Origin of the sequence: Duganella sp. Root1480D1, from assembly GCF_001427305.1 — a bacterium.
Classification (GTDB): Bacteria; Pseudomonadota; Gammaproteobacteria; order Burkholderiales; family Burkholderiaceae_D; genus Rugamonas.
In genome coordinates, this window is sequence record NZ_LMFZ01000001.1 from 666,739 (window position 1) to 687,606 (window position 20,868).

Below are 20,868 nucleotides of genomic sequence, written 5' to 3' on the forward strand. Positions count from 1 at the left end.
AATGACTAGGCCAAGCATAATAGTATCTCGCCTTATTCTCGTCGGTCACAGAAAAGAATATGTCACTCAATTTAATCGGGGTGTTAATATCATCTACGGCGACTCAGCCACAGGCAAGTCAAGCATTTTGGAGCTTATAAATTACGGGTTCGGATCGAAGAAGTTCATATATGACGTTGAAATTGAAACCTCCGTCAAATATCTCGCTCTTGAAGTAAGCTTGAATGCGAAGACATATGTTATAAAGCGCGACATCTTTCTCCCAAACAAGCTTGTGGAGGTTTACCCCGCCAAATATGAGGAAATGAACTCAGTTCATCCGAAGATATTAGCACCGAACTACGATTCTACCGCCCGAGCCGATGGGTATCTTTCTGACTTTCTCCTAGGAGCACTTGAGCTTCCAATTCTGAAAGTGAAAGAATCACCCTCAAAGATTGATTCTGAAATGGTCCGGCTTAGCTTCCGTGACCTATTTAAGTTCAATTATCTCAAGCAGGATGACGTAGGAAGCAAAGGCCTTCTTGGAAATGGGAACTGGGCATTAGCAAATAAGAACAAACAAACCTTCAGATACATTTTCAACCTTCTTGATTCAAATATTGCAGCACTAGACGAAGAACTGGCTCGAATTTCCGCGGCAAAGCGTCGAGTCGAACAAAAATTTAGTGCTGTATCTGAGTTCTTACGAGAAACCCAATTCGAATCATCAATTGAGCTATCGGACTCGCGTGACGAGCTCAATCGCCAAGAAGGCACATTAAAAGAACATCTAATTGCACTCAATAAGCGCGTCACCTCTAGCAGCGAAGTTTATCAATACCTCAAGTCCAAGTTAGTGGAGATTTCCGCGGAGATCAAAGACAAACGGGGTCGCGTTAACGAGAATTTTCTTGCGGTCGAACGTTACACGCGACTGAGAAATGATTATCAAGTGGATGCCACAAAACTAAAGGGGATTTTGGAGGCAAAAAGTCTCATTGGAGAGGCGTCAGCTAGAAGATTTCCTTGCCCTATTTGCGAAAACGAAGTGCGGCTTGATGAAATCAATCCCGCATATCAGCTTGATGAAAGTCACAAGGCAAATCATGAGTCCCTGGCTATTTCCCGCCGCATTAAAGAGATCGAAGAATTGATACAACAGGAGCGCAACAAGCGATCCTTACTCGAAGTAGAGGTTCAACAACTTAACTTAGATGAGGAAAAAGCAAGGCGTCTACTGGACACCGAAACCTCTTCCATTGTTACTCCGTATTTGGCTGAACGAGATGGAATTGCTAGCGAGCTGGCTACAGTAAGGCAAAAACTCCGACAGATCGATGATTCCATGAAAATCAGGAATCAACATAAAATTCTAGACGAGGAATCTCAGGCACTTTCCGCTCAGGTAATTGATCTTGAAAAAACTTTGAGAGAGCTTAAGAAAACGGCGCCTTCGCTCGACGCCGTCCTTTCAGATTTAGGCGACTCACTTGGTAGTTATCTGAGGGCGGTCAATATTAAAGACCCTCGGGATATTTCGATTTCCAGGTCTAGTTTTCTGCCCGTATTAAGAAATCGAGATTATGGAGATATTACTTCAGGCGGCCTTCGCACAATTCTTTCAATTGGACACCTAGTAATATTGCTTGAACATGCCATCCACAAGAAGCTGAACATCGCACCGTTTTTAATGATTGATACTGTAGGGAAATACCTTGGGAAAACGCAGTCTCAATATAATGAAACCGATAGTGCCGAGGATACTAAGGAAGGTGTTGCGGACCCAATCAAGTATAAAAACATGTATACTTGCATGCTAGATTTGGCGGAACGCGCTGAGCTGCTTGGCGTTCCTTGTCAGATTATACTGGTAGATAATGATGTACCTGAAGAAGTGCAACAAGATTACGCTGGGTTCATCATCGCGCATTTCAGCAGTCGTGGAGAAAGCGGTTTGCCGTTCGGGCTAATTGATGACGCGCATCTTTACAGATGACGAGAGGACCGGAAATACATGCCCCACGCTGGGGCATGTCGACACTTTTCATTTTCAGTCTAACCTTTATCTAAAGCGTGGCGGATGCCGGAAACGAACGATCGCACTGATTTTGCAGCATTTTCTGCACCTGCCGTCTCGATTTCCTGGATGATGCGACTGCCAATCACCACGGCATCGGCCACGCCTGCCACCGCGCGGGCGGTTTCCCCGTCGCGGATGCCGAAACCTACGCCCAGCGGCAGCTGGATATGCTTGCGGATCATGTCCAGCCGGCGCGCCACATCTTCGGTATCGATATGGCCGGCGCCAGTGACGCCTTTCAGCGATACATAGTAGGTGAAGCCGCTGCCGACGCGCGCCACTTGCTGCACCCGCTCCTCGGTCGAGGTGGGGGCCAGCAGGAAGATCAGATCCTGCCCTGCCGCCCGCATCTTGGCCGCGAATTGCTCGCATTCTTCAGGCGGATAATCGACCACGATGGCGCCGTCGGCGCCGGCCGCGCGGCTGGCGTCGATGTAGGCGTCGGCGCCGAGGCGCTCGATCGGGTTGGCGTAGCCCATCAGGACCACTGGCGTGGTGCTGTTGGTCTTGCGGAATTCGCGCACGAAGTCGAAGCAGTCGCGGATACCGACGCCGTTGGCGAGTGCGCGCTCGCAGGCGCGCTGGATCACGGGGCCTTCCGCCATCGGGTCGGAGAATGGAATGCCTAGCTCGAGGATGTCGGCGCCGCCTTCCACCAGGGCGTGCATCAATTCCACGGTTTTGCCGGGCTCGGGGTCGCCTGCAGTGATGAAGGTGACCAGGGCTTTCTTGTTTTGCGCTTTCAGGGCGGCGAAGGTTTGTGCGATGCGAGTCATTTTGCTTTCCTTTTTAAACCGGTAAAGCAGTGTCAGACCCGCAGGGTCTGACACTGGTACGCGGCGGTCGAGGGCCGGGTGTCTGACCCTGAGGGTCAGACACCGGGTTACCGGTTTTAGAACTGCAACCCAGCGCGCTGCGCCACGGTATGCATATCCTTGTCCCCACGGCCCGACAGGTTCGCCAGGATGATCTTGTCCTTCGGCAGGGTCGCCGCCAGCTTGGCCGCATACGCCAGCGCATGCGAAGACTCCAGTGCAGGAATGATCCCCTCGATATGGCAGCAATCATGGAAAGCCTGCAGCGCTTCGTCATCGGTGATCGACACATATTGCGCGCGGCCCGAATCCTTCAGGTAGGAATGCTCCGGCCCGACGCCAGGATAGTCGAGGCCCGCCGACACAGAATGCGTCTCGATGATCTGCCCGCCCTCATCCTGCAGCAAATAGGTGCGATTGCCGTGCAACACGCCCGGATAGCCAGCCGTCAGCGAAGCTGCGTGCTTGCCCGTATCTAGCCCCTCGCCTGCCGCCTCCACGCCCACCAATGCCGTCGCAGCCTGGTCAATGTAAGGATAGAAAATGCCCATCGCATTCGAACCGCCGCCGATGCAAGCCACCACATAGTCCGGCTGGCGGCCGGTCATTTCAGGCATCTGCTGCAGGCACTCCTCGCCGATCACGGATTGGAAGTCGCGCACCATCATCGGGTACGGGTGCGGGCCCGCCACGGTGCCGATGATGTAGAAAGTGTTCTCAATATTGGTGACCCAGTCGCGCATCGCTTCATTCAGCGCATCCTTCAGGGTCTTGGAGCCGGATTCCACCGGCACCACCGTCGCGCCCAGCAGCTTCATGCGGTACACGTTCTGGGCCTGGCGCTTGACGTCCTCGCTGCCCATGTACACCACGCATTCCAGGCCGAAGCGCGCGCAGATGGTGGCGGTGGCAACGCCGTGCTGGCCGGCGCCGGTTTCGGCGATGATGCGCGGCTTGCCCATGCGTTTGGCCAGCAAGGCCTGGCCGATCACGTTGTTGATCTTGTGCGCGCCGGTGTGGTTCAGGTCTTCGCGCTTGAAGAAAATCTGGGCGCCGCCCAACTGGCCGGACCAGCGTTTGGCGTGGTACACGGGCGATGGGCGGCCGACGAAATGCTTCAGTTCATAGCGGAACTCTTCGAGGAACAGTTCATCCTTGCTGTAGCGGTCATAGGCTTGGCGCAGCTCGGCCAGCGCATAGCTCAGGGTTTCGGCAACGAAGGAGCCGCCGTAGGGGCCGAAATGGCCGGTGGCGTCAGGCAGGTGGTAAGACGAGGCGTGGAACAGCTGCGCTGGAGGCGCATCAACCGGGGTTTTCATGGTGCGGATCTTTCTCAAGTGTGGCATCTGCCGCCCGCACGCCGCGAATGAACTCCGCGATCAGGCGAGCATCTTTGATGCCCTTGGCGCGCTCGACGCCACTGGAGACGTCAACCGCGTAAGGGCGAACGCTGGCCACTGCGCCAGTCACATTTTGCACGCTCAAGCCACCACTCAAAACGGCCCGATGCGCGAGATCTTTTGGAATTAGGGACCAATCGAAAACCTTTCCTGCGCCGCCATATGCATCCACGAAGGTATCGAGCAGGAGGCCCGAGAACAAGCCACTGGATGCGCGGCAAAGTCGCTCATATTCTAGCAGCTCAGCGCCGCTTGTGTCGGGTTTGACGCGGAATACCCGCACATAGGCGCGCCCGGCAGCACGCGCCGCCTCGGCGCATTGCCCCGCCGTTTCATCGCCGTGAAATTGCAAAAGCGATACCGGCGCCACGGCCACGGTGGCAGCCACCTGCTGCGCCGTATGATTCACGAACAGGCCGACCGGCGTGACGAACGGCGGCAGCAGCGCAATCAGTTCGGCGGCGCGCGGCGGCGTCACGTAACGCGGGCTCTTTTCGTAGAACACAAAGCCCACCGCATCGGCGCCCGCCGCCACGGCGGCCTGGACGTCTTCTTCGCGGGTCAGGCCGCAGATCTTGATGCGCGTGCGTGGCATTGCAGGTTTCCTCAGAAGGCTGGCAGGATGCTGGGCTCCTCTTGCGGCAAGCCCCATTTTGCGTCGTATTCTATTTTGGACAGGTACAGGCCGTCCGGCATGAAGGTCGGCGCCGCCTTGGTGCGGTCCTTCCCTGCCAGCAGCTCACCCAGCCAGTCGGTATTCTCACGCCCCTGGCCGACATAGACCAGCGAGCCGACCAGGTTGCGCACCATATGGTGCAGGAAGGCACTGGCACGCAGCGTGAACAGGATCATGTCGCCGTGGCGCTCAATCTCGATCATCTGCATTTCCTTGACCGGCGTCCTGGCCTGGCACATGGCGGCGCGGAAGGCCGTGAAATCGTGCGTGCCGATCAGCGGCTTGACCGCCTCGCGCATGCGCTCCACGTCCAGCTTCCAATGCGTGAAGCCGGCGCGGCCCGCCAGCAGCGGCGAACGCACCTGGTGGTTGTACAGCAGGTAATGGTAAGTGCGCGAACGGGCGCTAAAACGGGAGTGGAATTCCTGCTCCGGGGTTGGCGCCTCCGGCAGGTAGCGCGCCCAGCGCACGCCGATCGATTCAGGCAGGAAGGCATTGATGCCGCGCACCCAGGCGTGTTCGGCGCGATCGAGGTCGGTGTCGAAGTGCACCACCTGGTTCAGGGCATGCACTCCGGCGTCGGTGCGGCCGGCGCAAGTGGTGCCCAGCTTGACGCAGGCAAAGCGCTCGATGGCCTCTTCCAGCTTGTTCTGCACGGTCTGGCCGTGCGGCTGGACCTGGTAGCCAAGCCAGCCGGCGCCGTTGTACTGAACCCCTAATGCAATGCGTTTCAAAATAAAAAATGCCCGGTCAGATTGATCTGTGACCGGGCATTATACGGCGAATCAGTGCTTAACCGAGTTGCGCGCGCATGGCAGAAGCACGGGAGACCTGGTCGTCGCTGCCGCCGCGGATCACTTCATCGAGCAGCTCGCGGGCGCCTTCCTTGTCGCCGATTTCCTGGTAAGCCACAGCCAGGTCCAGCTTGGTGTCCATCTCCATATGGAGGGCGGACATCTCATCCTCGTTCTTCGGTGCCTCGGCCACCTGGTTGGCGCCGCCGAGGTCGAGGTCGATGCCGGACAGGTCGAAGTCGGCAGCCGCAGGCGCCGCAGCTACCGCAGGCGCTGCTTCAACCGGCAGGTCCAGTGCGAAGTCGGTCGCCGACAGCGGTGCTTCTTCAACTGGCGCCGCCATTGGCGCGCTTGCCGCCGGCAGCGAGAAGTCCATGCTGCTCAGGTCGGCCAGCGGATCGGCTGCCGGCGCGGCCGGCTTGGATTCACTAGGCAGGTCCAGGTTGAAGTCCATGCCGATATCGGCCATGGCATCAGCCACCGGCGCAGCTTCCACCGTTTCCACCTTGGCAGCCGGCGTATCCAGGCCCAGGTCGAACGACAGGTCTTGCACTTCTTCCGCAGCAGGCACCGGCGCCGGCGCCGCTTCTGCCACCACAGGGGCGGCAGGGGCAGGCTCGTCGAAGCTCAGGCCGCCCAGGTCGAAGTCCAGGGTGTTGCTATCGGCAGCTTTCCGGCTTGGCATGGATTCTTCGGCCAGGGACGGCAGCGCGCCTGCGTCGCGGTCCAGGTCAAAGTCCATCACGCTGGCAGCGGCGGCTGGCGCGGCGTCCTGGCTCAGGTCCAGGTCCAGGCCATCGGCAGCAGCTTTCGCTGGTGCAGCGGGCTCAGCAAACATCGCAGCGAAGTCGTTGAGCTCATTCGACTCGCTGGCTACGAAAGGGGCTGCACCGGCTGCAGCGGCGGCGGCACCAGCCATCCCAGCCTTGGCTTGTGCGGCACTGACATACAGTGGATTGTCAGGATCGATGCTGACGCCCAGCGCAGCGGCTTGCGCCCACTCGTCGCCCGCGCCCTTGGTCATCGAATACAGCTCGCTGGCCTGGGTTTCGAAGGAACGTGCATCCTTGCGGCCGGCATAGATTTCCAGCAGTTTCAGGCGCACGGGATGGCGTTCCGGATGGACGCGCAGGGCTTCCTTCAGGATTTCCTCGGCCTGGGCATCGCGGCCGTAAGCAATGTAGACATCGGCTTCCGCCACCGGATCGACTTCATTGGTGTCGAGCTGGCTGGCCGAAGGAGCGAAGTTGGAGTTGAACACGCTGTTGCTGGTATCCACGCTCTGGCCGCCGGTTTCGGCGAACAGCGAGTGTGCAGTGGTGCCAGGGTCGCCCAGCACGCTGGCCGCTTCGGTGTTCGGCAGCGACATCTCTTCGGCAGCCTTGCGGCGGCGTACCACCAGCAGTGCGGCCACGCCAAGCAGCGCAGCAACGCCGGCGCCGATCAGCTTGATGTTTTCCATGATCATGTCGACCAGGCCTGGCTCGACTTTCGCAGGCGGCGGGGTGGCCACGCTGCGCTTTGGCTTGACTGGCTTTTCCGGTGCCGGTTCGGCCGGCGCGGAAGCTTCAGGAGCTACCGGAGCTGGCGCGGCAGCCACCGGCGCGGCGGCCGGAGCGGAGGCGGCAGGCGCCGCAGCCGGAGCAGGCTCCGCCAGCTTGACGACCGGGCTGGCTGCCGGAGCCGCAGCAGCTGGCGCCGGGGCTGGCGCGGAAGCGCTGGCCTTCGCTTGCGCGCTGGCGGCGGCCTTGCTCTTCACCTCCATCAACTTCTCGAGGTTGTTGACGTTCTTTTCCAGCTCCTTCACGCGGGCGCTGGCGTCAGCCATCTGGCGATCCTTGGCGATCTTGTCTTCCACCACGCCGGTCTTGCCTGGCTTGCTGGAGGCTTCGCCGGCCTTGGACAGCTTCAGCTGGTCTTTCGACTCGGTGACCGCGGTCGGGCGTTCCTTGACCTGGGCAGTGATCTTGCCGGTCTGGCTTTGCTGGGATTCAGCTTCCTTGGACGGGGTTGCAGCAGCCACCTGGCCCGCCAGCTTGGAGCGGTAGGCGTTGAAGTCGGCGGCATGGGCCACCACCACGCCATGGGCTTCGCCCTGGCTGGTGCCCTTGACGGTGCCGGCATCCGGTACCGACAGGATGGTGCCGGACTTCAGGCGGTTCATGTTGGAACCGTTGAACGCGTCCGGATTGGCGCGGTACAGGGCCACCAGCATCATGTCCAGCGACACGTCGGCCGGCTTCAGGCGGCCGGCGATCTTGCCCAGCGTATCGCCTTTCTTGACGGCGTAGCTGTCGGCGCCCTCTTGCGCAGCAGCGGCGGCACGCGGCGCCGCTGGCGTTGCAGCAGGCGCAGGCGCTGCTGCACGCGACGACGCGGCTGGTGCCGACGGTGCTGCGCTCGGCGCGGCAGGAGCCGATGCAGCAGCAGCCGGCGTCGACGTCGCCGCAGGACGCGCAGTGCGCGACGCCGCAACTTGCGCGGAGTTGGTGGTGCGCAGGTCGGCAGGATCCAGCAGGAAGGTGTACTCGCGTACCAGGCGACCATTGGTCCAGGTCAACTCCAGCAGCATGTCAACGAAAGGCTCGTTGATCGGCTGGGACGAGGTAATACGGATAAATTGGCGTGAGCCACGGGCTTCGACCTCGAAACGCAGGCTGAGCAATGCCGAATTGAAGTCGATATTGGCGGCGCGGAAGGCATCCGGCGAGGCCAGCTTGGCCACCAGTTCGGATGCTTCTTCAGCGGTAACGGCTGTCAATTCGATTTCGGCGCGCAGCGGCTGTCCCAGTGAGGAGAGCACAGTGAGCTTGCCAAGGCCTGCTGCGTTGACGGAAATAGGTGCAAGCACGGCACCGCTGAGCATGGCAGCGGTCAGGGTTTTCAACGCGAACGAAGCGACCTTGGAAGGTTTTTGTACAGGCATAGTGAGCGACGGAAAATGGTTAACGTGGAAACAAAGTTACTTTTCCAGAGGTCTCAACATAACATCATGCTTTAAAGCATGCAAGCATTCTCCCACTATTCTCCCTCTTAAGGAACTATTCTGTTTCGTTCATGCCGAAAATATTTCTTTGATCATAGAAAAAAGCCGGAATTTCCTTTGAAATCCGGCTTTTAGAAAATACTTCTTATCTTGTTTATTATTCAGTAGGCATTAGCTGATTAATAACAGTTTATTTATCCAGTACGATGCGCAGCATGCGGCGCAGCGGCTCGGCCGCGCCCCACAGCAGCTGGTCGCCCACGGTGAAGGCCGACAGGTAGTCGCCGCCCATCGACATCTTGCGCACGCGGCCGACCGGGATCGCCAGGCTGCCGGTGACGGCGGCCGGGGTCAGTTCCTTCACCGACGCTTCGCGATTGTTAGGCACGAACTTCACCCACTGGTTGTCCTTGGCGATGATGTCGTTGATCTCGTCCAGCGGCACGTCCTTGCGCAGCTTGATGGTCAGCGCCTGGCTGTGACAGCGCATGGCGCCGACGCGCACGCACAGGCCGTCGACCGGGATCGCGGAAGCGGAGAAGCCTTCGCCGCGGCCCAGGATCTTGTTGGTCTCGGCACCGCCTTTCCACTCTTCCTTCGACTGGCCGTTGCCCAGGTCCTTGTCGATCCAGGGAATCAGGTTGCCGCCCAGCGGCACGCCGAACTGCTTGGTTTCTTCCGGCGACAGGCCGTGCTGGGTGGCCAGCACCTGCTTGTCGATTTCCAGGATGGCCGACGCCGGGTTGTCCAGCAGGTGCTTGACGGAAGCGTTGATGGTGCCGTACTGGGTCAGCAGTTCGCGCATGTGCTGGGCGCCGCCGCCCGATGCCGCCTGGTAGGTCATGGACGTCATCCACTCCACCAGGTCCTGCTTGAACAGGCCGCCCAGGCCCATCAGCATGCAGGACACGGTGCAGTTACCGCCGATGAAGTTCTTCACGCCCTTGGACATGGCGTCCTTGATCACGTTCAGGTTGACCGGATCGAGCACGATCACGGCATCCTTGTCCATGCGCAGGGTCGACGCGGCGTCGATCCAGTAGCCATTCCAGCCGGCCGCGCGCAGCTTCGGGAATACCTCGGTGGTGTAGTCGCCGCCCTGGCAGGAGATGATGATCTCGCAGCGTTTCAGTTCGTCGATGTTGGTGGCGTCCTTCAGGGTAGTCTCGTTCTTCGCCATCTTCGGCGCAGCGCCGCCGGTGTTCGAAGTGGAGAAGAATACCGGCTCGATATGGGCAAAGTCGCCCTCTTCCTGCATGCGCTGCATCAGGACCGAACCGACCATACCGCGCCAACCAACCAGACCTACGAGTTTCATTTTGCTTTCCTTTGGATGTGAGTTCTTTAACGTGCTTTAAAGTGCTGCGACCACTGCATCGCCCATCTGCTCGGTGCCCACCTTGGTGGTGCCCTCTTCGTAGATGTCAGGCGTGCGCAGGCCCTGGGCCAGTACCTTCTTGACAGCATGCTCGATGCGGTCGGCCTGCTCCGCGCGATTCAGCGAATAGCGCAGCATCATGGCGGCCGACAGGATCGTGGCCAGCGGGTTGGCTACGCCCTTGCCCGCGATATCGGGAGCCGAGCCGTGCGACGGTTCGTACAGGCCCTTGTTGTTGGCATCCAGCGAAGCCGATGGCAGCATGCCGATCGAGCCGGTCAGCATGGCTGCGGCGTCGGACAGGATGTCGCCGAACATATTGCCGGTGACGATCACATCGAACTTCTTCGGCGCGCGCACCAGCTGCATGGCGGCATTGTCGACGTACATATGGTCCAGCGCCACGTCCGGGTACTCCTGGTGCACGTCGGTCACGATGTCTTTCCAGAACTGGAAGGTTTCCAGCACGTTGGCCTTGTCGACGGACGTCAGGCGCTTGCCGCGCTTTTGCGCCGCCTGGAACGCCACGTGGGCGATGCGGCGGATCTCGCCTTCCGCATAGCGCATGGTATCGAAGCCTTCGCGCTGGCCCTTGAACGGCCCGTCCGGGCATTCGCGCACGCCGCGCGGCTGGCCGAAGTAGATGTCGCCGGTCAGTTCGCGCACGATCAGGATGTCCAGGCCGGACACCACTTCCGGCTTCAGCGTCGAAGCGCCGGCCAGTTCAGGGTACAGGATGGCCGGGCGCAGGTTGCCGAACAGGCCCAGGTTCTTGCGCAAGCCGAGGATGGCCTGCTCCGGGCGCAGCGGCCGATCCAGGGTGTCGTACTTCCAGTCGCCAACGGCGCCGAACAGCACGGCGTCGGCCGCCTTGGCCAGCGCCAGGGTCTCTTCCGGCAGCGGGTGGCCCTTGGCTTCATAGCCGGCGCCGCCGACCGGCGCGGTTTCCATCTCAAACTTTTCGTCGAGCGCGTTCAGGACCTTGACGGCCTGGCTGACGATTTCCGGGCCGATGCCATCGCCCGGCAGGATTGCAATTTTCATTATTCGATCTATCTGTTAAATGACGTTGGCCAACCAAGGCTGGTTGGCAAGGCGGCGTTCCTCGAACGCGTGGATCTCGTCGGCATGGCGCAGGGTCAGGCCAATATCGTCGAGGCCATTCATCAGGCAGTATTTGCGGAAGGCATCGATCTCGAATGGATAGGAGACGGTGCCGCTGCTGGTGCTGACGCGCTGCTGTTCAAGGTCCACTACCAGGCGGTAACCCGGGAAGGCCTTGACTTCATTGAACAGATGATCGATCTGCGCTTCGCTAAGGACGACCGGCAGCAGGCCGTTCTTGAAGCAGTTGTTGAAGAAGATGTCCGCAAAGCTTGGCGCGAGGATGGCGCGGAAACCGTACTGGTCGAGCGCCCACGGCGCGTGTTCGCGCGAGGAGCCGCAACCGAAGTTCTTGCGGGTCAAAAGAATCGAGGCGCCCTGGTAGCGCTGCTGGTTCAGCACGAAGTCCGGATTGAGCGGACGCTTGCTGTTGTCCACGCCCGGTTCGCCGTGGTCCAGGTAGCGCCACTCGTCAAACAGGTTCGGGCCAAAGCCGGTGCGATGGATCGACTTCAGGAATTGTTTCGGGATGATCGCGTCGGTATCGACGTTGGCGCGGTCAAGGGGTGCAACTAGACCTTCGTAGACGGTAAATTTTTCCATGATTCTCAACGAGGTGGCAACGGCGGGCCGGCATGCTTGGCGCAGCCCGCGGTGCGGCGGTTATTTACTGCCCGCGCCTTCCATTTTCTGGCCGACTTTCTGGACATCCTTGCCGAAGCCCGCGACGGTATTGCAACCGGTCAGGGCGAAGGCGGTAATAGCGATGGCGATGGCGAATAGTTTTTTCATGATGTGTCTCTGGCAGGTTATGGTTAGCGGATGGATCGAACATCCACAAAATGGCCGGCGATACCGGCTGCCGCTGCCATGGCGGGAGACACCAGGTGGGTGCGTCCGCCCTGGCCTTGACGGCCTTCGAAATTACGGTTGGAGGTCGAGGCGCAACGCTCGCCCGGATCCAGGCGGTCGGCGTTCATTGCCAAGCACATCGAACAACCCGGCTCGCGCCACTCAAAGCCGGCTGCCTTGAAGATCGCATCCAGGCCCTCACGTTCGGCCTGCTCTTTCACCAGGCCGGAACCCGGCACCACCATCGCCAGCTTGACGTTCGAAGCGCGCTGCTTGCCGCGCACCACGGCCGCGGCGGCGCGCAAGTCTTCGATGCGCGAATTGGTGCAGGAGCCGATGAATACCTTGTCGATGCGGATGTCTTCGATGCGCGTATTCGGCGTCAGGTTCATGTAGACCAGGGCTTTTTCCATGGCGTCGCGCTTGACCGGGTCTTTTTCCTGGTCCGGATCGGGTACGCGGCCGTCGATGGATGTCACCTGCTCGGGCGAGGTGCCCCAGGTCACTTGCGGCTGGATCTGCGCCGCGTCCAGCGTAACCACGAAGTCGAACCTGGCGCCCGGGTCGGAATGCAGGGTGCGCCAGTAGGCCACCGCCTGTTCCCACTGCGGGCCCACCGGCGAATACGGGCGGCCCTTGACGTAGTTGATGGTGGTATCGTCGACCGCGATCATGCCGGCGCGGGCGCCCGCTTCGATCGCCATATTGCAAACGGTCATGCGGCCTTCCATCGACAGCGAGCGGATCGCCGAACCGGCGAATTCGATCGCATAGCCGGTGCCGCCTGCGGTGCCGATCTTGCCGATCACCGCCAGCACGATGTCCTTGGCGGTGACGCCGGCCGGCAGCGCGCCGTCCACCTGCACCAGCATGGCCTTGGATTTCTTGGCCAGCAGGGTCTGGGTCGCCAGCACGTGCTCTACTTCCGAGGTGCCGATGCCGTGCGCCAGCGCGCCGAATGCGCCGTGGGTCGAAGTATGCGAGTCGCCGCACACCACGGTCATGCCAGGCAAAGTCGCGCCCTGCTCCGGGCCGATCACGTGCACGATGCCCTGGCGCTTGTCGTTCATGTTGAAGTAGGTCATGCCGACCGACTTGGTGTTCTGGTCCAGGGTTTCCACCTGCAGGCGCGAGGTCGGGTCCTCGATGCCATGCGAACGGTCGGTGGTCGGAACGTTGTGGTCGGCCACCGCCAGGTTGGCCGACAGGCGCCATGGCTGGCGCCCGGCGCTGCGCAGGCCGTCGAATGCCTGCGGGCTGGTCACTTCGTGAACCAGGTGGCGGTCGATGTACAGGAGGGCGGTGCCGTCTTCCTCAGTGCGTACTACGTGGGATTCCCAGAGTTTGTCGTAAAGCGTTTTCATGATGCTGCCTGATAAGGTGATCCGTTTGATTATGCCATATTTTGTGCAATGCAAAACCTAGCCATTTTCCGCCTCGTGAGCAATTTCGCGTAGTTTTTGGCGTATGGCGCCGAATAAAAAAAGCCCGCAGCCCCTTTGTGGGAGGCTGCAGGCTTGTGTTTTCTGTATTTTTTGGAGGAGGCTTTACGCCGCCATCCTTACACTTCCCCTGCAGCCGTCCATCAGGAACGATAGGCCAACTACTAGGACCAGGTCGCCCTCGGCGGAACGTGCGGTGCCGGTAATGCCGTCCACCGACAGTGCAGTCATAGGTTTGATGACCAGGTCGGCAGTGCCGTCGACCGCCGACACGGCCAGGATGTAAGGTTGCGGCGAGTTCACCACGATGCCCACACGTTCCGAGCATGGCTCGTAGCCCAGCGCATCGGCCAGCGAACGTACCGGCAGCGGACGGCCCTGGTCTTTCAGGACCGGTGCGCCGCCCACTTCCATGAAGGTTTCCGGCAGTTCGACCACGCGCTCGACCACCGCCATCGGCAGCGCCAGCAGCGCGCCGGAGGTGGACACCAGCATGGTCGGCACGATCGACAGTTCGATCGGCAGGCGGATGGCGAACTTGGTGCCCTTGCCCAGCGCCGATTCGATGTGGATCGCGCCGCGGTTCTTTTCCACGGCGGTCTTCACCACGTCCATGCCGACGCCGCGGCCGGAAACGGAGGAAGCCACTTCCTTGGTCGAGAAGCCCGGCAGGAACACCAGCTGGTAGCACTCGTCGTCGGTCAGGTTGGCGCTTGGCGAAATCAGGCCTTTCTCGCCGGCCTTGCGCTTCAGCGCTGCCGGGTCCATGCCCTTGCCGTCGTCCTGCAGCACGATCATGACCGAGTTGGCCTCCTGCCACGCCTTCAGGGAGATGTAGGCTTTAGGCGGCTTGCCGATGGCCATGCGCGCCTCCGGGCCCTCCACGCCGTGGTCCAGCGCATTGCGCAGCATGTGCACCAGCGGGTCGTACAGGCTGTCCACCACCACGCGGTCGACTTCGGTCTCCGCGCCTTCGATGGTCAGCTCAACTTCCTTGCCCAGGTCTTTCGCCAGTTCGCGCACCAGGCGCGGGAACTTCTGGAACAGGCGGCCGACCGGCTGCATACGGGTCGCCAGGGTGGCGCGCTGCAGTTCGGTGGAATAACGCGAGGCGCGCTCCAGGGTTTCGGTCAGGGCCGACATCAGCGTCGCGGCCTGGCCTTCGAATTTGAATTGCTGCAGGCGCTCCAGCAGCACGGCAGCCTGGTTGGCAGCCTGCACCGATTCGCCGGCCACTTCCAGCAGCGCATCAAGCTTGACGGCGTCGATACGGATCGATTCTTCCTTGGCCGGCGCCGAGGTCGGCTTCGGTTCGCCGGCCGGGCGCTCCTTCGCTTCCGGGGCCGGCGCAGGCACGGCGGCCTGGGTGCCCTCGGCGGCCGCATGGGCCGCAGCCACGCCTTCGGCGCGCGCATCGGCAACCGGGCGCACGTAGGTGCCAGGCGGCACCACGGCTTCGTACATGCCTTCCCAATCCAGGCCATCGGCCGACGGCGCGGCGGCTGGGGCAGCGCTCGCTGCGGCGGCAACCGGGGCGGCAGGGGCAGCGGCAGGGGCAGCAGCAGCGGCAGCCGGCGCGGCGGCCGGCTTGGCCTTGCCCGCTGCGGAGCTGGCCTTGCCTTCGATCGCCTCCTTCAGGATCGCTTCCAGGTCGGCCGGCATGGGCGCCAACTGGTCCGGCGCGGTGCCGTTATTCAGGTCGGTCAGCTGGTCGGCCACGAAGCCCGAAGCCTGCAGCGCCGCCTCGATCGACAGCGGCGTCACCGGCGCGGCGCCGGTGCGCAGCGCGTCGAACAGGTTCTCGGTCAGGTGGCAGGCCGACACCAGCGCGCCCAGGTTCATGAAGCCCGCGCCACCCTTGATGGTGTGGAAGGAACGGAAAACTGCGTTCAGCGTTTCCTTGTTGTCGGGGTCACGTTCGAGGCGCAGCAAGTGCTCTTCGACGTTGACGGCCAGGTCCATGGCCTCGACAACGAACTCCTTGAGCATATCGTCCATTAGAACCCCAGGTCGGCAAGCAGGTCATCGACGCTGTCCTGATTCAGGGCTTCCGATGGGACGGATGGACCCGACATCAGCGACACCTCTTTCTGCGCAATCTTCTCGCGCACCTCAGCCGGCGCATTGTCTTTCAACAGCTGCGCCAATTCGGTTTCGACCTTCTTGGTGATGGCAACGACCTTCTTGATCAGCTGGCCGGTGATGTCCTGGAAGTCCTGGGCCATCATGATTTCCAGCAGGCGGGCTTTTTCCGCCTCCGTTGCTTGCGCTACCTTGCTGGCAAAGGCGCGCGAATCGCCAGCCAGGGCCTTGAAGTCATCAATGCTCAGCTTGCCCGCAAACAGGTCGGCCCAGCGGTCTTCCATTTCCTTGGCTTGCTTGGACAGCACTTCCTGGGCCGGCATGCCGTCGTCCAGGGTATTCAAGACCTTGTTGGCAGCCTGTTCGGTCAGCGACGCGACATATTCAAGGCGGTCTTGCGCATCCACGATCTGGGTCGACGCTTCGGTCAGTGCCTTGTCGTAGCCCAGTTCGCGCAGCGAATCGTGCAGCAGGCGCACGATGCCGCCCAGGCGCTCGAACATGCCTTCGGCGTGTTCGCCGCCTTCAGCCGGCACTTCGCCCACTGCAGCAGGCGCTGGTGCCGGAGCGGCGGCCGGCGCCGGAGCCTTGCTCGACGCGGCGACCGAATCAAACAGGCTTTCCAGGTCATCCGAATCGCCTGAATCGGCTGTGGCAGCCGCCGGGGCAGCGGCTGGAGCTGGTGCAGGCGCATTCGCCCGTTGCGCAGATACTTCCTCAAATAATGCATCGAAATCATCAGCGGCGTCGGTCATAATTCCTGCTTCTCCCAATTTTCAAAAGGTCCTGCTGCCGAAAAAAAATTGTCAAATTTGACGCTCGGCAATAAATAAGGCACTCACGCGAGTGTAACAGGGGCAGCCCCCACAGTTCAATCTCTTAGGTGAAGCCGAATGGCCCTCCAAGTGTACTGTTGTATTTGCGGATCGTGTGAAATTCCCGCTGCAAGCCCCTGAAATCAAGGGAATTTGCGCCTTCTGCGATGCCCTCCTGACAGTTTCTTGATAATTATCAACTCTTTACAGCAGAACAATACTGATAAAGGGGGCTACAATGAAGGCAGGAGCTGGCTCTTTTGATATTAAAGGAGGCTGAGATATGTATCGGAAAATCCTGATCACGACGGACGGCTCGGCCGTTTCCAGCAAGACCGCCTGTGCCGGGGTCGAATTCGCCCAGCAGCTCGGCGCGGAAGTGCTGGCCTTGTTTGTAGCGCCGGAATACCAATACCCGATTTACGTGGAGATCATTCCGCCCAGCTACCCCAGCGAAGAAGAGTACCGGGCGGCAATGCAGCGCGCCGGCAATGAGCATGTTCAGTCTATCCTTGAGTCCTGCGCCAAAAAAGGTGTCCGGGCGGAAGGCATGACGGCCTTCGCCGAAAGTGCGGCACTGAAGATCGTCGACGTGGCCAGCCAGAGCGGCTGCGACCTGATCTTCATCGGCTCGCACGGCCGCAGTGGCTGGGGACAGCTGTTGCTGGGCAGCGTGACCAACAAGGTGCTATCGCACGCCAAGATCCCGGTGCTGGTGCACCGCCTGATCAAAGACCCGCGCCCGGCCTGAGCGGCCTGGCGTTACGATGCGCTCCGGCCTGCCGGGCCGGAGTGTGAAGACATGTATTGCTAACTTTTTGAGGAACTATGATTCGCATTGTCATTGCCGACGACCACACCATCATGCGCGAAGGGCTCAAGCGCATCCTTGACGGGGCTCCCGACATCGACATCGTAGGCGAGGCCATCGACGGCTTCGAGGTCCTCAACCACATCCGCCAGGGCGGCTTCGACCTGCTGCTGCTCGACCTGTCCATGCCAGGGCGCAGCGGCGTCGACCTGATCCGCCAGATCCGTAGCGAATCCCCCAAGCTCGCCATCCTGATCCTCACCATGCACGAGGAAGAGCAGTACGCGGTGCGCGCCATCCGCGCCGGCGCCCAGGGCTACCTGACCAAGGAAAGCGCTGGCACCCAGCTGGTGGGCGCGATCCGCAAGGTCGCCTCGGGTCGCCCCTATATTTCCACCGAAGTGGCCGAGCAACTGGCGCTGAACATCATGCAGCCGGCCGAAACGCTGTTGCACAAACAGCTGTCCGACCGCGAATTCGAAGTGTTTTCGCTGCTGGTGTCGGGAAAATCCATCACTGAAATCGCCAACGGGCTGCATTTGAGCGTGAAAACCGTCAGCACCCACAAGACCCGCATCATGCAGAAAATGGGCATGGCCTCGCTCTCCGAAATGGTCCAGTACGCAGTGGCGCACAAGCTGCTGACCCCGTTCAAGGCATGATCGACAAGATTGACTTTAGGATAATTCCTACAGTGGCCCACTACCCTCCTACGGCTATATTCAGCAACCACTGATATTTTTCCCACATTCACGTTGGCATACTGAAACCATTCCGTTTGGGAACCAGGAGATCAGCATGCTCTCAACGCAACCCGTGTCCCATGAGGCCGGCCGCCAGCGGCAAGGCCGTTTGTGGTCCAACCTGAAAGAAGTGTGCGAGCTGCTGCACTTGCCGCCGGTATCGCTCACTTCTGAAGAGCTGCTGTTCCAGCACGTGCAGTTCAAGACCGGCCAGCGCGTGCATACGATCGGCCAGCCGTTCGACATGCTGTATGTGGTGAACTCCGGCTTCATGAAAACGGTGCTGATTGACGAATTTGGCAACGAGCAGGTGCTGGCCTTCCCGATGAAGGGCGACCTGATGGGCGTGGACGGCATCCATAGCAAGACCTACTCCTCGGAGGCGGTGGCGCTGTCGGACTGCGACCTGATCCTGCTGCCGTTCAAAAAGCTGACCACACTGGGCCGCACCCACGTGGAGCTGGAGAACCTGATGTACGGCGTGATGAGCCGCGAACTGGTGCGCGAGCAAGCCATGATTGGCATGCTGGGCGCCCTGAGCGCGGAAGCGCGGGTGGCGCGCTTCCTGGTCACGCTATCGGAAAAGTTTTCGCAGATGGGGTATTCGAGCAAGCTGTTCAACCTGCGCATGACGCGCCATGAGATCGGCAGCTACCTCGGCTTGACGCTGGAGACGGTCAGCCGCACGCTGTCGGCCTTCAATGAGATCGGGCTGATCAGCGTAGACCAGCGCACCATCGGCATCAAGGACGTCGACGCATTGAAATCGCTGCGTCGCCTGCCGCCATCGCGCACGCGCAGCAAGCTGCCGTCGCGCGCCAAAGCCGCCGCCGGCGAAGCTGCCGTGCCGCTGCTGGCGACTTTGTAAAGAGTACTACTCACCCAGCTTTGGCCCGCTTCGGCGGGCCTCTTTTTTTCTTCAATAATTTATTTGACAAGCATTGCCAATCTGCGCATAATGCAAATGCGAATCATTCTTATCTGAGGAAAAATAACAATGTCATCTTCCGCCACTATCGACGCCCCCAAACCCAAGGCTGCTGCCGCCCCTGCCGCGCAGCAGCCTGCCCCGCCCCAAGCGCTGCGCCGCTACACCACCGCCGGCCTGATGGAAGACCAGCGCGAAATCGAAATTGAACATGCCGGCCGCATTTACCGTCTTCGCATCACGCAGTTGAACAAGCTGATCCTGACTGCCTGAGGCTTACCCTCCCCAATCGCCAGCCAGCCGTCACACGCGGCAGCCAGCCACCCCTGATTTTCTGGAGTGAATCATGGCTATCGACCGCAACGACCCGATCTTTACGCATAGCGCCGCTGCCCGCCAGCCGGAGCTGATGCTGTCCGCCGTGCTGCACCTGATGTCGCATTACACTGCCAATGCCGCCGACAACGGCGGCTGCGTCAAGCTGGCATCGGTCATCGAGCGCCACCTGAAGGCGCTGTCGGCGCTGCCAGACCTGTCGCCCGTGCTGCGCGCCACCTGCCAGCAATTGTGCGAACAGTGGGGCGCCGTGGTCGAACAAGCCCGCCCTCCGCAGGAACGCGCCAGTTTCCTGGCGCGCCTGATCGGCCGTCCCCGGCCTGCCCCGCTGCCCGCCTGAGGCCCGCCATGTGCGACAAGCATGACACCGCCGCCGCCAGGGCCGCCGCGGAACCGGCACGCCGCCGCCGCATCTGGGACCTGCCCCACACCTGCCACTGCCCGCTGGTCGGAGTCGGCCTGCCGCTGGGCGTGCTGCGCAAGATCGTCACCAAGGCCGTCGGCGGCAAGGTGCTGGCCGACGATTATGAAGTCCACGTTGGCGCCGTCAGCGAATGCGGCAGCCGCAACCGCCTGTCAGAAGCGGTGCAGAAGGAACTGGAGCGCCGCTATGCCGTCGTGATCCAGCGCTTCCGCAACGCCCGCGATGCCGCGGCACTGGAAGCGCTATGGCAAGGCGCGGTCGCCAGCGGCGACGTGCCGGGCCCGTTCTGGGCCGGCCTCAGCCACCCGCACTGCACGCTCGAACTGCAGGAACGCATGTGCCGCGACCTGCACATGATCCAGCACCAGGCCGGCGCCGCCACGCGCGCCGACATCAGCCGCCTGCAGGTGCTCGAGCAATCCAACGCGGCCCAGGAACGCGAACTGGCGCGGCTGCAGCAACGCAGCGCCGCCTGGCAAGCCGAGCGCCACGCCGAGCAGGAAGCTCATGCCGCCGCCCTGATGCAGTTGCGGGCACAACTGGTGGGCCGCGACAGCGTGCTGGCCTCGCTGCGCCAGCAGCTCGATGAACTGCACGCCACCATCCCCGGCCTTGCCACGCGCGAACGCCTGGCGCGCCAGTTGGCCGCCACCGAACAGCGCGTGCACGATCTGCGCAGCGAAGCCGCCGCCGCCCGCGCCGAAGCCAGCGCCCTGGAACGCCAGCTCGGCGAAGCACGCGCCGCCCTGGCCGCCATCACCGCGCAACCCGCGCCCGCCATGCCGGCAGCCGTCACCGCCGCAACGGGCGGGCCGGCTGCCCGTGCGGGCACCACGGCACAGCGCGTCACGCTGCATGGCCGGCTGGCCGAACGCGTGCTGTGCGTAGGCGGCCGAGCCGGCAATGTCGCCGGCTACCGCAGCGTGATTGAAGACGCCGGCGCCGAATTCCTGCACCACGACGGCGGGCTGGAAGACAATGTCGCCCGCCTGGAAAGCAGCATGGCCGCCGCCGACCTGGTGATCTGCCAGACCGCCTGCATCAGCCACAGCGCCTACTGGCGCGTGAAGGACTTCTGCAAACGCCACCAGAAGCGCTGCATCTTCGTCGACAACCCCAGTGTCACCACCCTCCAGCGCGCGCTGGAACCACAATAAAAGTCGGGGTCAGCTCCGGCAATCGGACATTTTGCTGCGCAAAATGTCCGATTGCCGGAGCTG

Annotated in this window: 19 protein-coding genes; 7 read left to right on the forward strand and 12 right to left on the reverse strand. The window is 61.3% G+C overall.

The window, feature by feature from the left end; translation table 11 throughout:
- Position 1: 1 nt before the first annotated feature.
- Positions 2-1,978: an ATP-binding protein gene (locus ASD58_RS03365; RefSeq protein WP_057259654.1), complete on the forward strand. Its 1,977-nt coding sequence runs from the start codon at positions 2-4 to the stop codon at positions 1,976-1,978.
- Positions 1,979-2,037: 59 nt separating this feature from the next.
- Here the strand turns inward: ASD58_RS03365 and trpA are convergent, their stop codons facing one another.
- From trpA to ASD58_RS03425, 12 genes are all read right to left on the reverse strand, one after another.
- Positions 2,038-2,838 (reverse strand): tryptophan synthase subunit alpha, encoded by an 801-nt coding sequence (gene trpA, locus ASD58_RS03370; RefSeq protein ID WP_057259655.1) that lies wholly within the window; start codon positions 2,836-2,838, stop codon positions 2,038-2,040.
- 116 nt (positions 2,839-2,954) lie between these two features.
- Positions 2,955-4,196, reverse strand: coding sequence for a tryptophan synthase subunit beta (gene trpB, locus ASD58_RS03375; protein WP_057259656.1), 1,242 nt, complete (start codon positions 4,194-4,196; stop codon positions 2,955-2,957).
- Positions 4,180-4,872 carry a phosphoribosylanthranilate isomerase gene (locus ASD58_RS03380; protein ID WP_057259657.1) on the reverse strand — a complete coding sequence of 231 codons (693 nt, stop codon included), beginning with the start codon at positions 4,870-4,872 and terminating at the stop codon, positions 4,180-4,182. The genes trpB and ASD58_RS03380 overlap by 17 nt, the downstream gene beginning before the upstream one ends.
- An 11-nt stretch (positions 4,873-4,883) precedes the next feature.
- Positions 4,884-5,687, reverse strand: a complete 804-nt coding sequence (gene truA, locus ASD58_RS03385; protein WP_057259658.1) for a tRNA pseudouridine(38-40) synthase TruA — start codon at positions 5,685-5,687, stop codon at positions 4,884-4,886.
- Positions 5,688-5,745: 58 nt separating this feature from the next.
- Complete coding sequence (locus ASD58_RS03390; RefSeq protein WP_082565182.1) at positions 5,746-8,673, reverse strand: FimV/HubP family polar landmark protein; 2,928 nt, start codon at positions 8,671-8,673, stop codon at positions 5,746-5,748.
- Between the two features lie 250 nt (positions 8,674-8,923).
- Positions 8,924-10,051: an aspartate-semialdehyde dehydrogenase gene (asd, locus tag ASD58_RS03395; RefSeq protein WP_082565183.1), complete on the reverse strand. Its 1,128-nt coding sequence runs from the start codon at positions 10,049-10,051 to the stop codon at positions 8,924-8,926.
- 36 nt (positions 10,052-10,087) lie between these two features.
- Positions 10,088-11,155: a 3-isopropylmalate dehydrogenase gene (gene leuB, locus ASD58_RS03400; protein ID WP_057259660.1), complete on the reverse strand. Its 1,068-nt coding sequence runs from the start codon at positions 11,153-11,155 to the stop codon at positions 10,088-10,090.
- 15 nt (positions 11,156-11,170) lie between these two features.
- The gene (gene leuD / locus ASD58_RS03405; RefSeq protein WP_057259661.1) at positions 11,171-11,818 is read right to left on the reverse strand and encodes a 3-isopropylmalate dehydratase small subunit; all 648 of its coding nucleotides are present in this window, start codon (positions 11,816-11,818) and stop codon (positions 11,171-11,173) included.
- Positions 11,819-11,878: 60 nt separating this feature from the next.
- Positions 11,879-12,007 (reverse strand): entericidin A/B family lipoprotein, encoded by a 129-nt coding sequence (locus tag ASD58_RS03410; protein ID WP_057259662.1) that lies wholly within the window; start codon positions 12,005-12,007, stop codon positions 11,879-11,881.
- A gap of 23 nt (positions 12,008-12,030) precedes the next feature.
- Entirely contained in the window at positions 12,031-13,434 is a 1,404-nt protein-coding gene (gene leuC / locus ASD58_RS03415) for a 3-isopropylmalate dehydratase large subunit (RefSeq protein WP_057259722.1), read from the reverse strand.
- A gap of 180 nt (positions 13,435-13,614) precedes the next feature.
- On the reverse strand, positions 13,615-15,507 hold the full coding sequence (locus ASD58_RS03420; RefSeq protein ID WP_057259663.1) for a chemotaxis protein CheA: 1,893 nt from the start codon (positions 15,505-15,507) through the stop codon (positions 13,615-13,617).
- Positions 15,507-16,346, reverse strand: coding sequence for a protein phosphatase CheZ (locus ASD58_RS03425; RefSeq protein ID WP_057259664.1), 840 nt, complete (start codon positions 16,344-16,346; stop codon positions 15,507-15,509). Before ASD58_RS03425 ends, ASD58_RS03420 begins: the two co-directional genes overlap by 1 nt.
- A 343-nt stretch (positions 16,347-16,689) precedes the next feature.
- Here ASD58_RS03425 and ASD58_RS03430 point away from each other — a divergent pair, with 343 nt between their 5' ends.
- The 6 genes from ASD58_RS03430 (at position 16,690) to ASD58_RS03455 (ending at position 20,805) form a co-directional block, all read left to right on the forward strand.
- Positions 16,690-17,157 (forward strand): universal stress protein, encoded by a 468-nt coding sequence (locus ASD58_RS03430; RefSeq protein ID WP_057259665.1) that lies wholly within the window; start codon positions 16,690-16,692, stop codon positions 17,155-17,157.
- 77 nt (positions 17,158-17,234) lie between these two features.
- A complete protein-coding gene (locus tag ASD58_RS03435; RefSeq protein ID WP_057259666.1) occupies positions 17,235-17,879 on the forward strand; it encodes a response regulator transcription factor in 645 nt (214 codons plus the stop codon).
- A gap of 136 nt (positions 17,880-18,015) precedes the next feature.
- Positions 18,016-18,828, forward strand: coding sequence for a Crp/Fnr family transcriptional regulator (locus tag ASD58_RS03440; protein ID WP_057259667.1), 813 nt, complete (start codon positions 18,016-18,018; stop codon positions 18,826-18,828).
- 129 nt (positions 18,829-18,957) lie between these two features.
- Positions 18,958-19,161: a hemin uptake protein HemP gene (gene hemP, locus ASD58_RS31765; RefSeq protein ID WP_057259668.1), complete on the forward strand. Its 204-nt coding sequence runs from the start codon at positions 18,958-18,960 to the stop codon at positions 19,159-19,161.
- A 73-nt stretch (positions 19,162-19,234) separates the two neighbouring features.
- The gene (locus ASD58_RS03450; RefSeq protein WP_057259669.1) at positions 19,235-19,564 is read left to right on the forward strand and encodes a hypothetical protein; all 330 of its coding nucleotides are present in this window, start codon (positions 19,235-19,237) and stop codon (positions 19,562-19,564) included.
- An 8-nt stretch (positions 19,565-19,572) separates the two neighbouring features.
- Positions 19,573-20,805, forward strand: coding sequence for a DUF2325 domain-containing protein (locus ASD58_RS03455; RefSeq protein ID WP_057259670.1), 1,233 nt, complete (start codon positions 19,573-19,575; stop codon positions 20,803-20,805).
- The last annotated feature ends 63 nt before the right edge of the window (positions 20,806-20,868 follow it).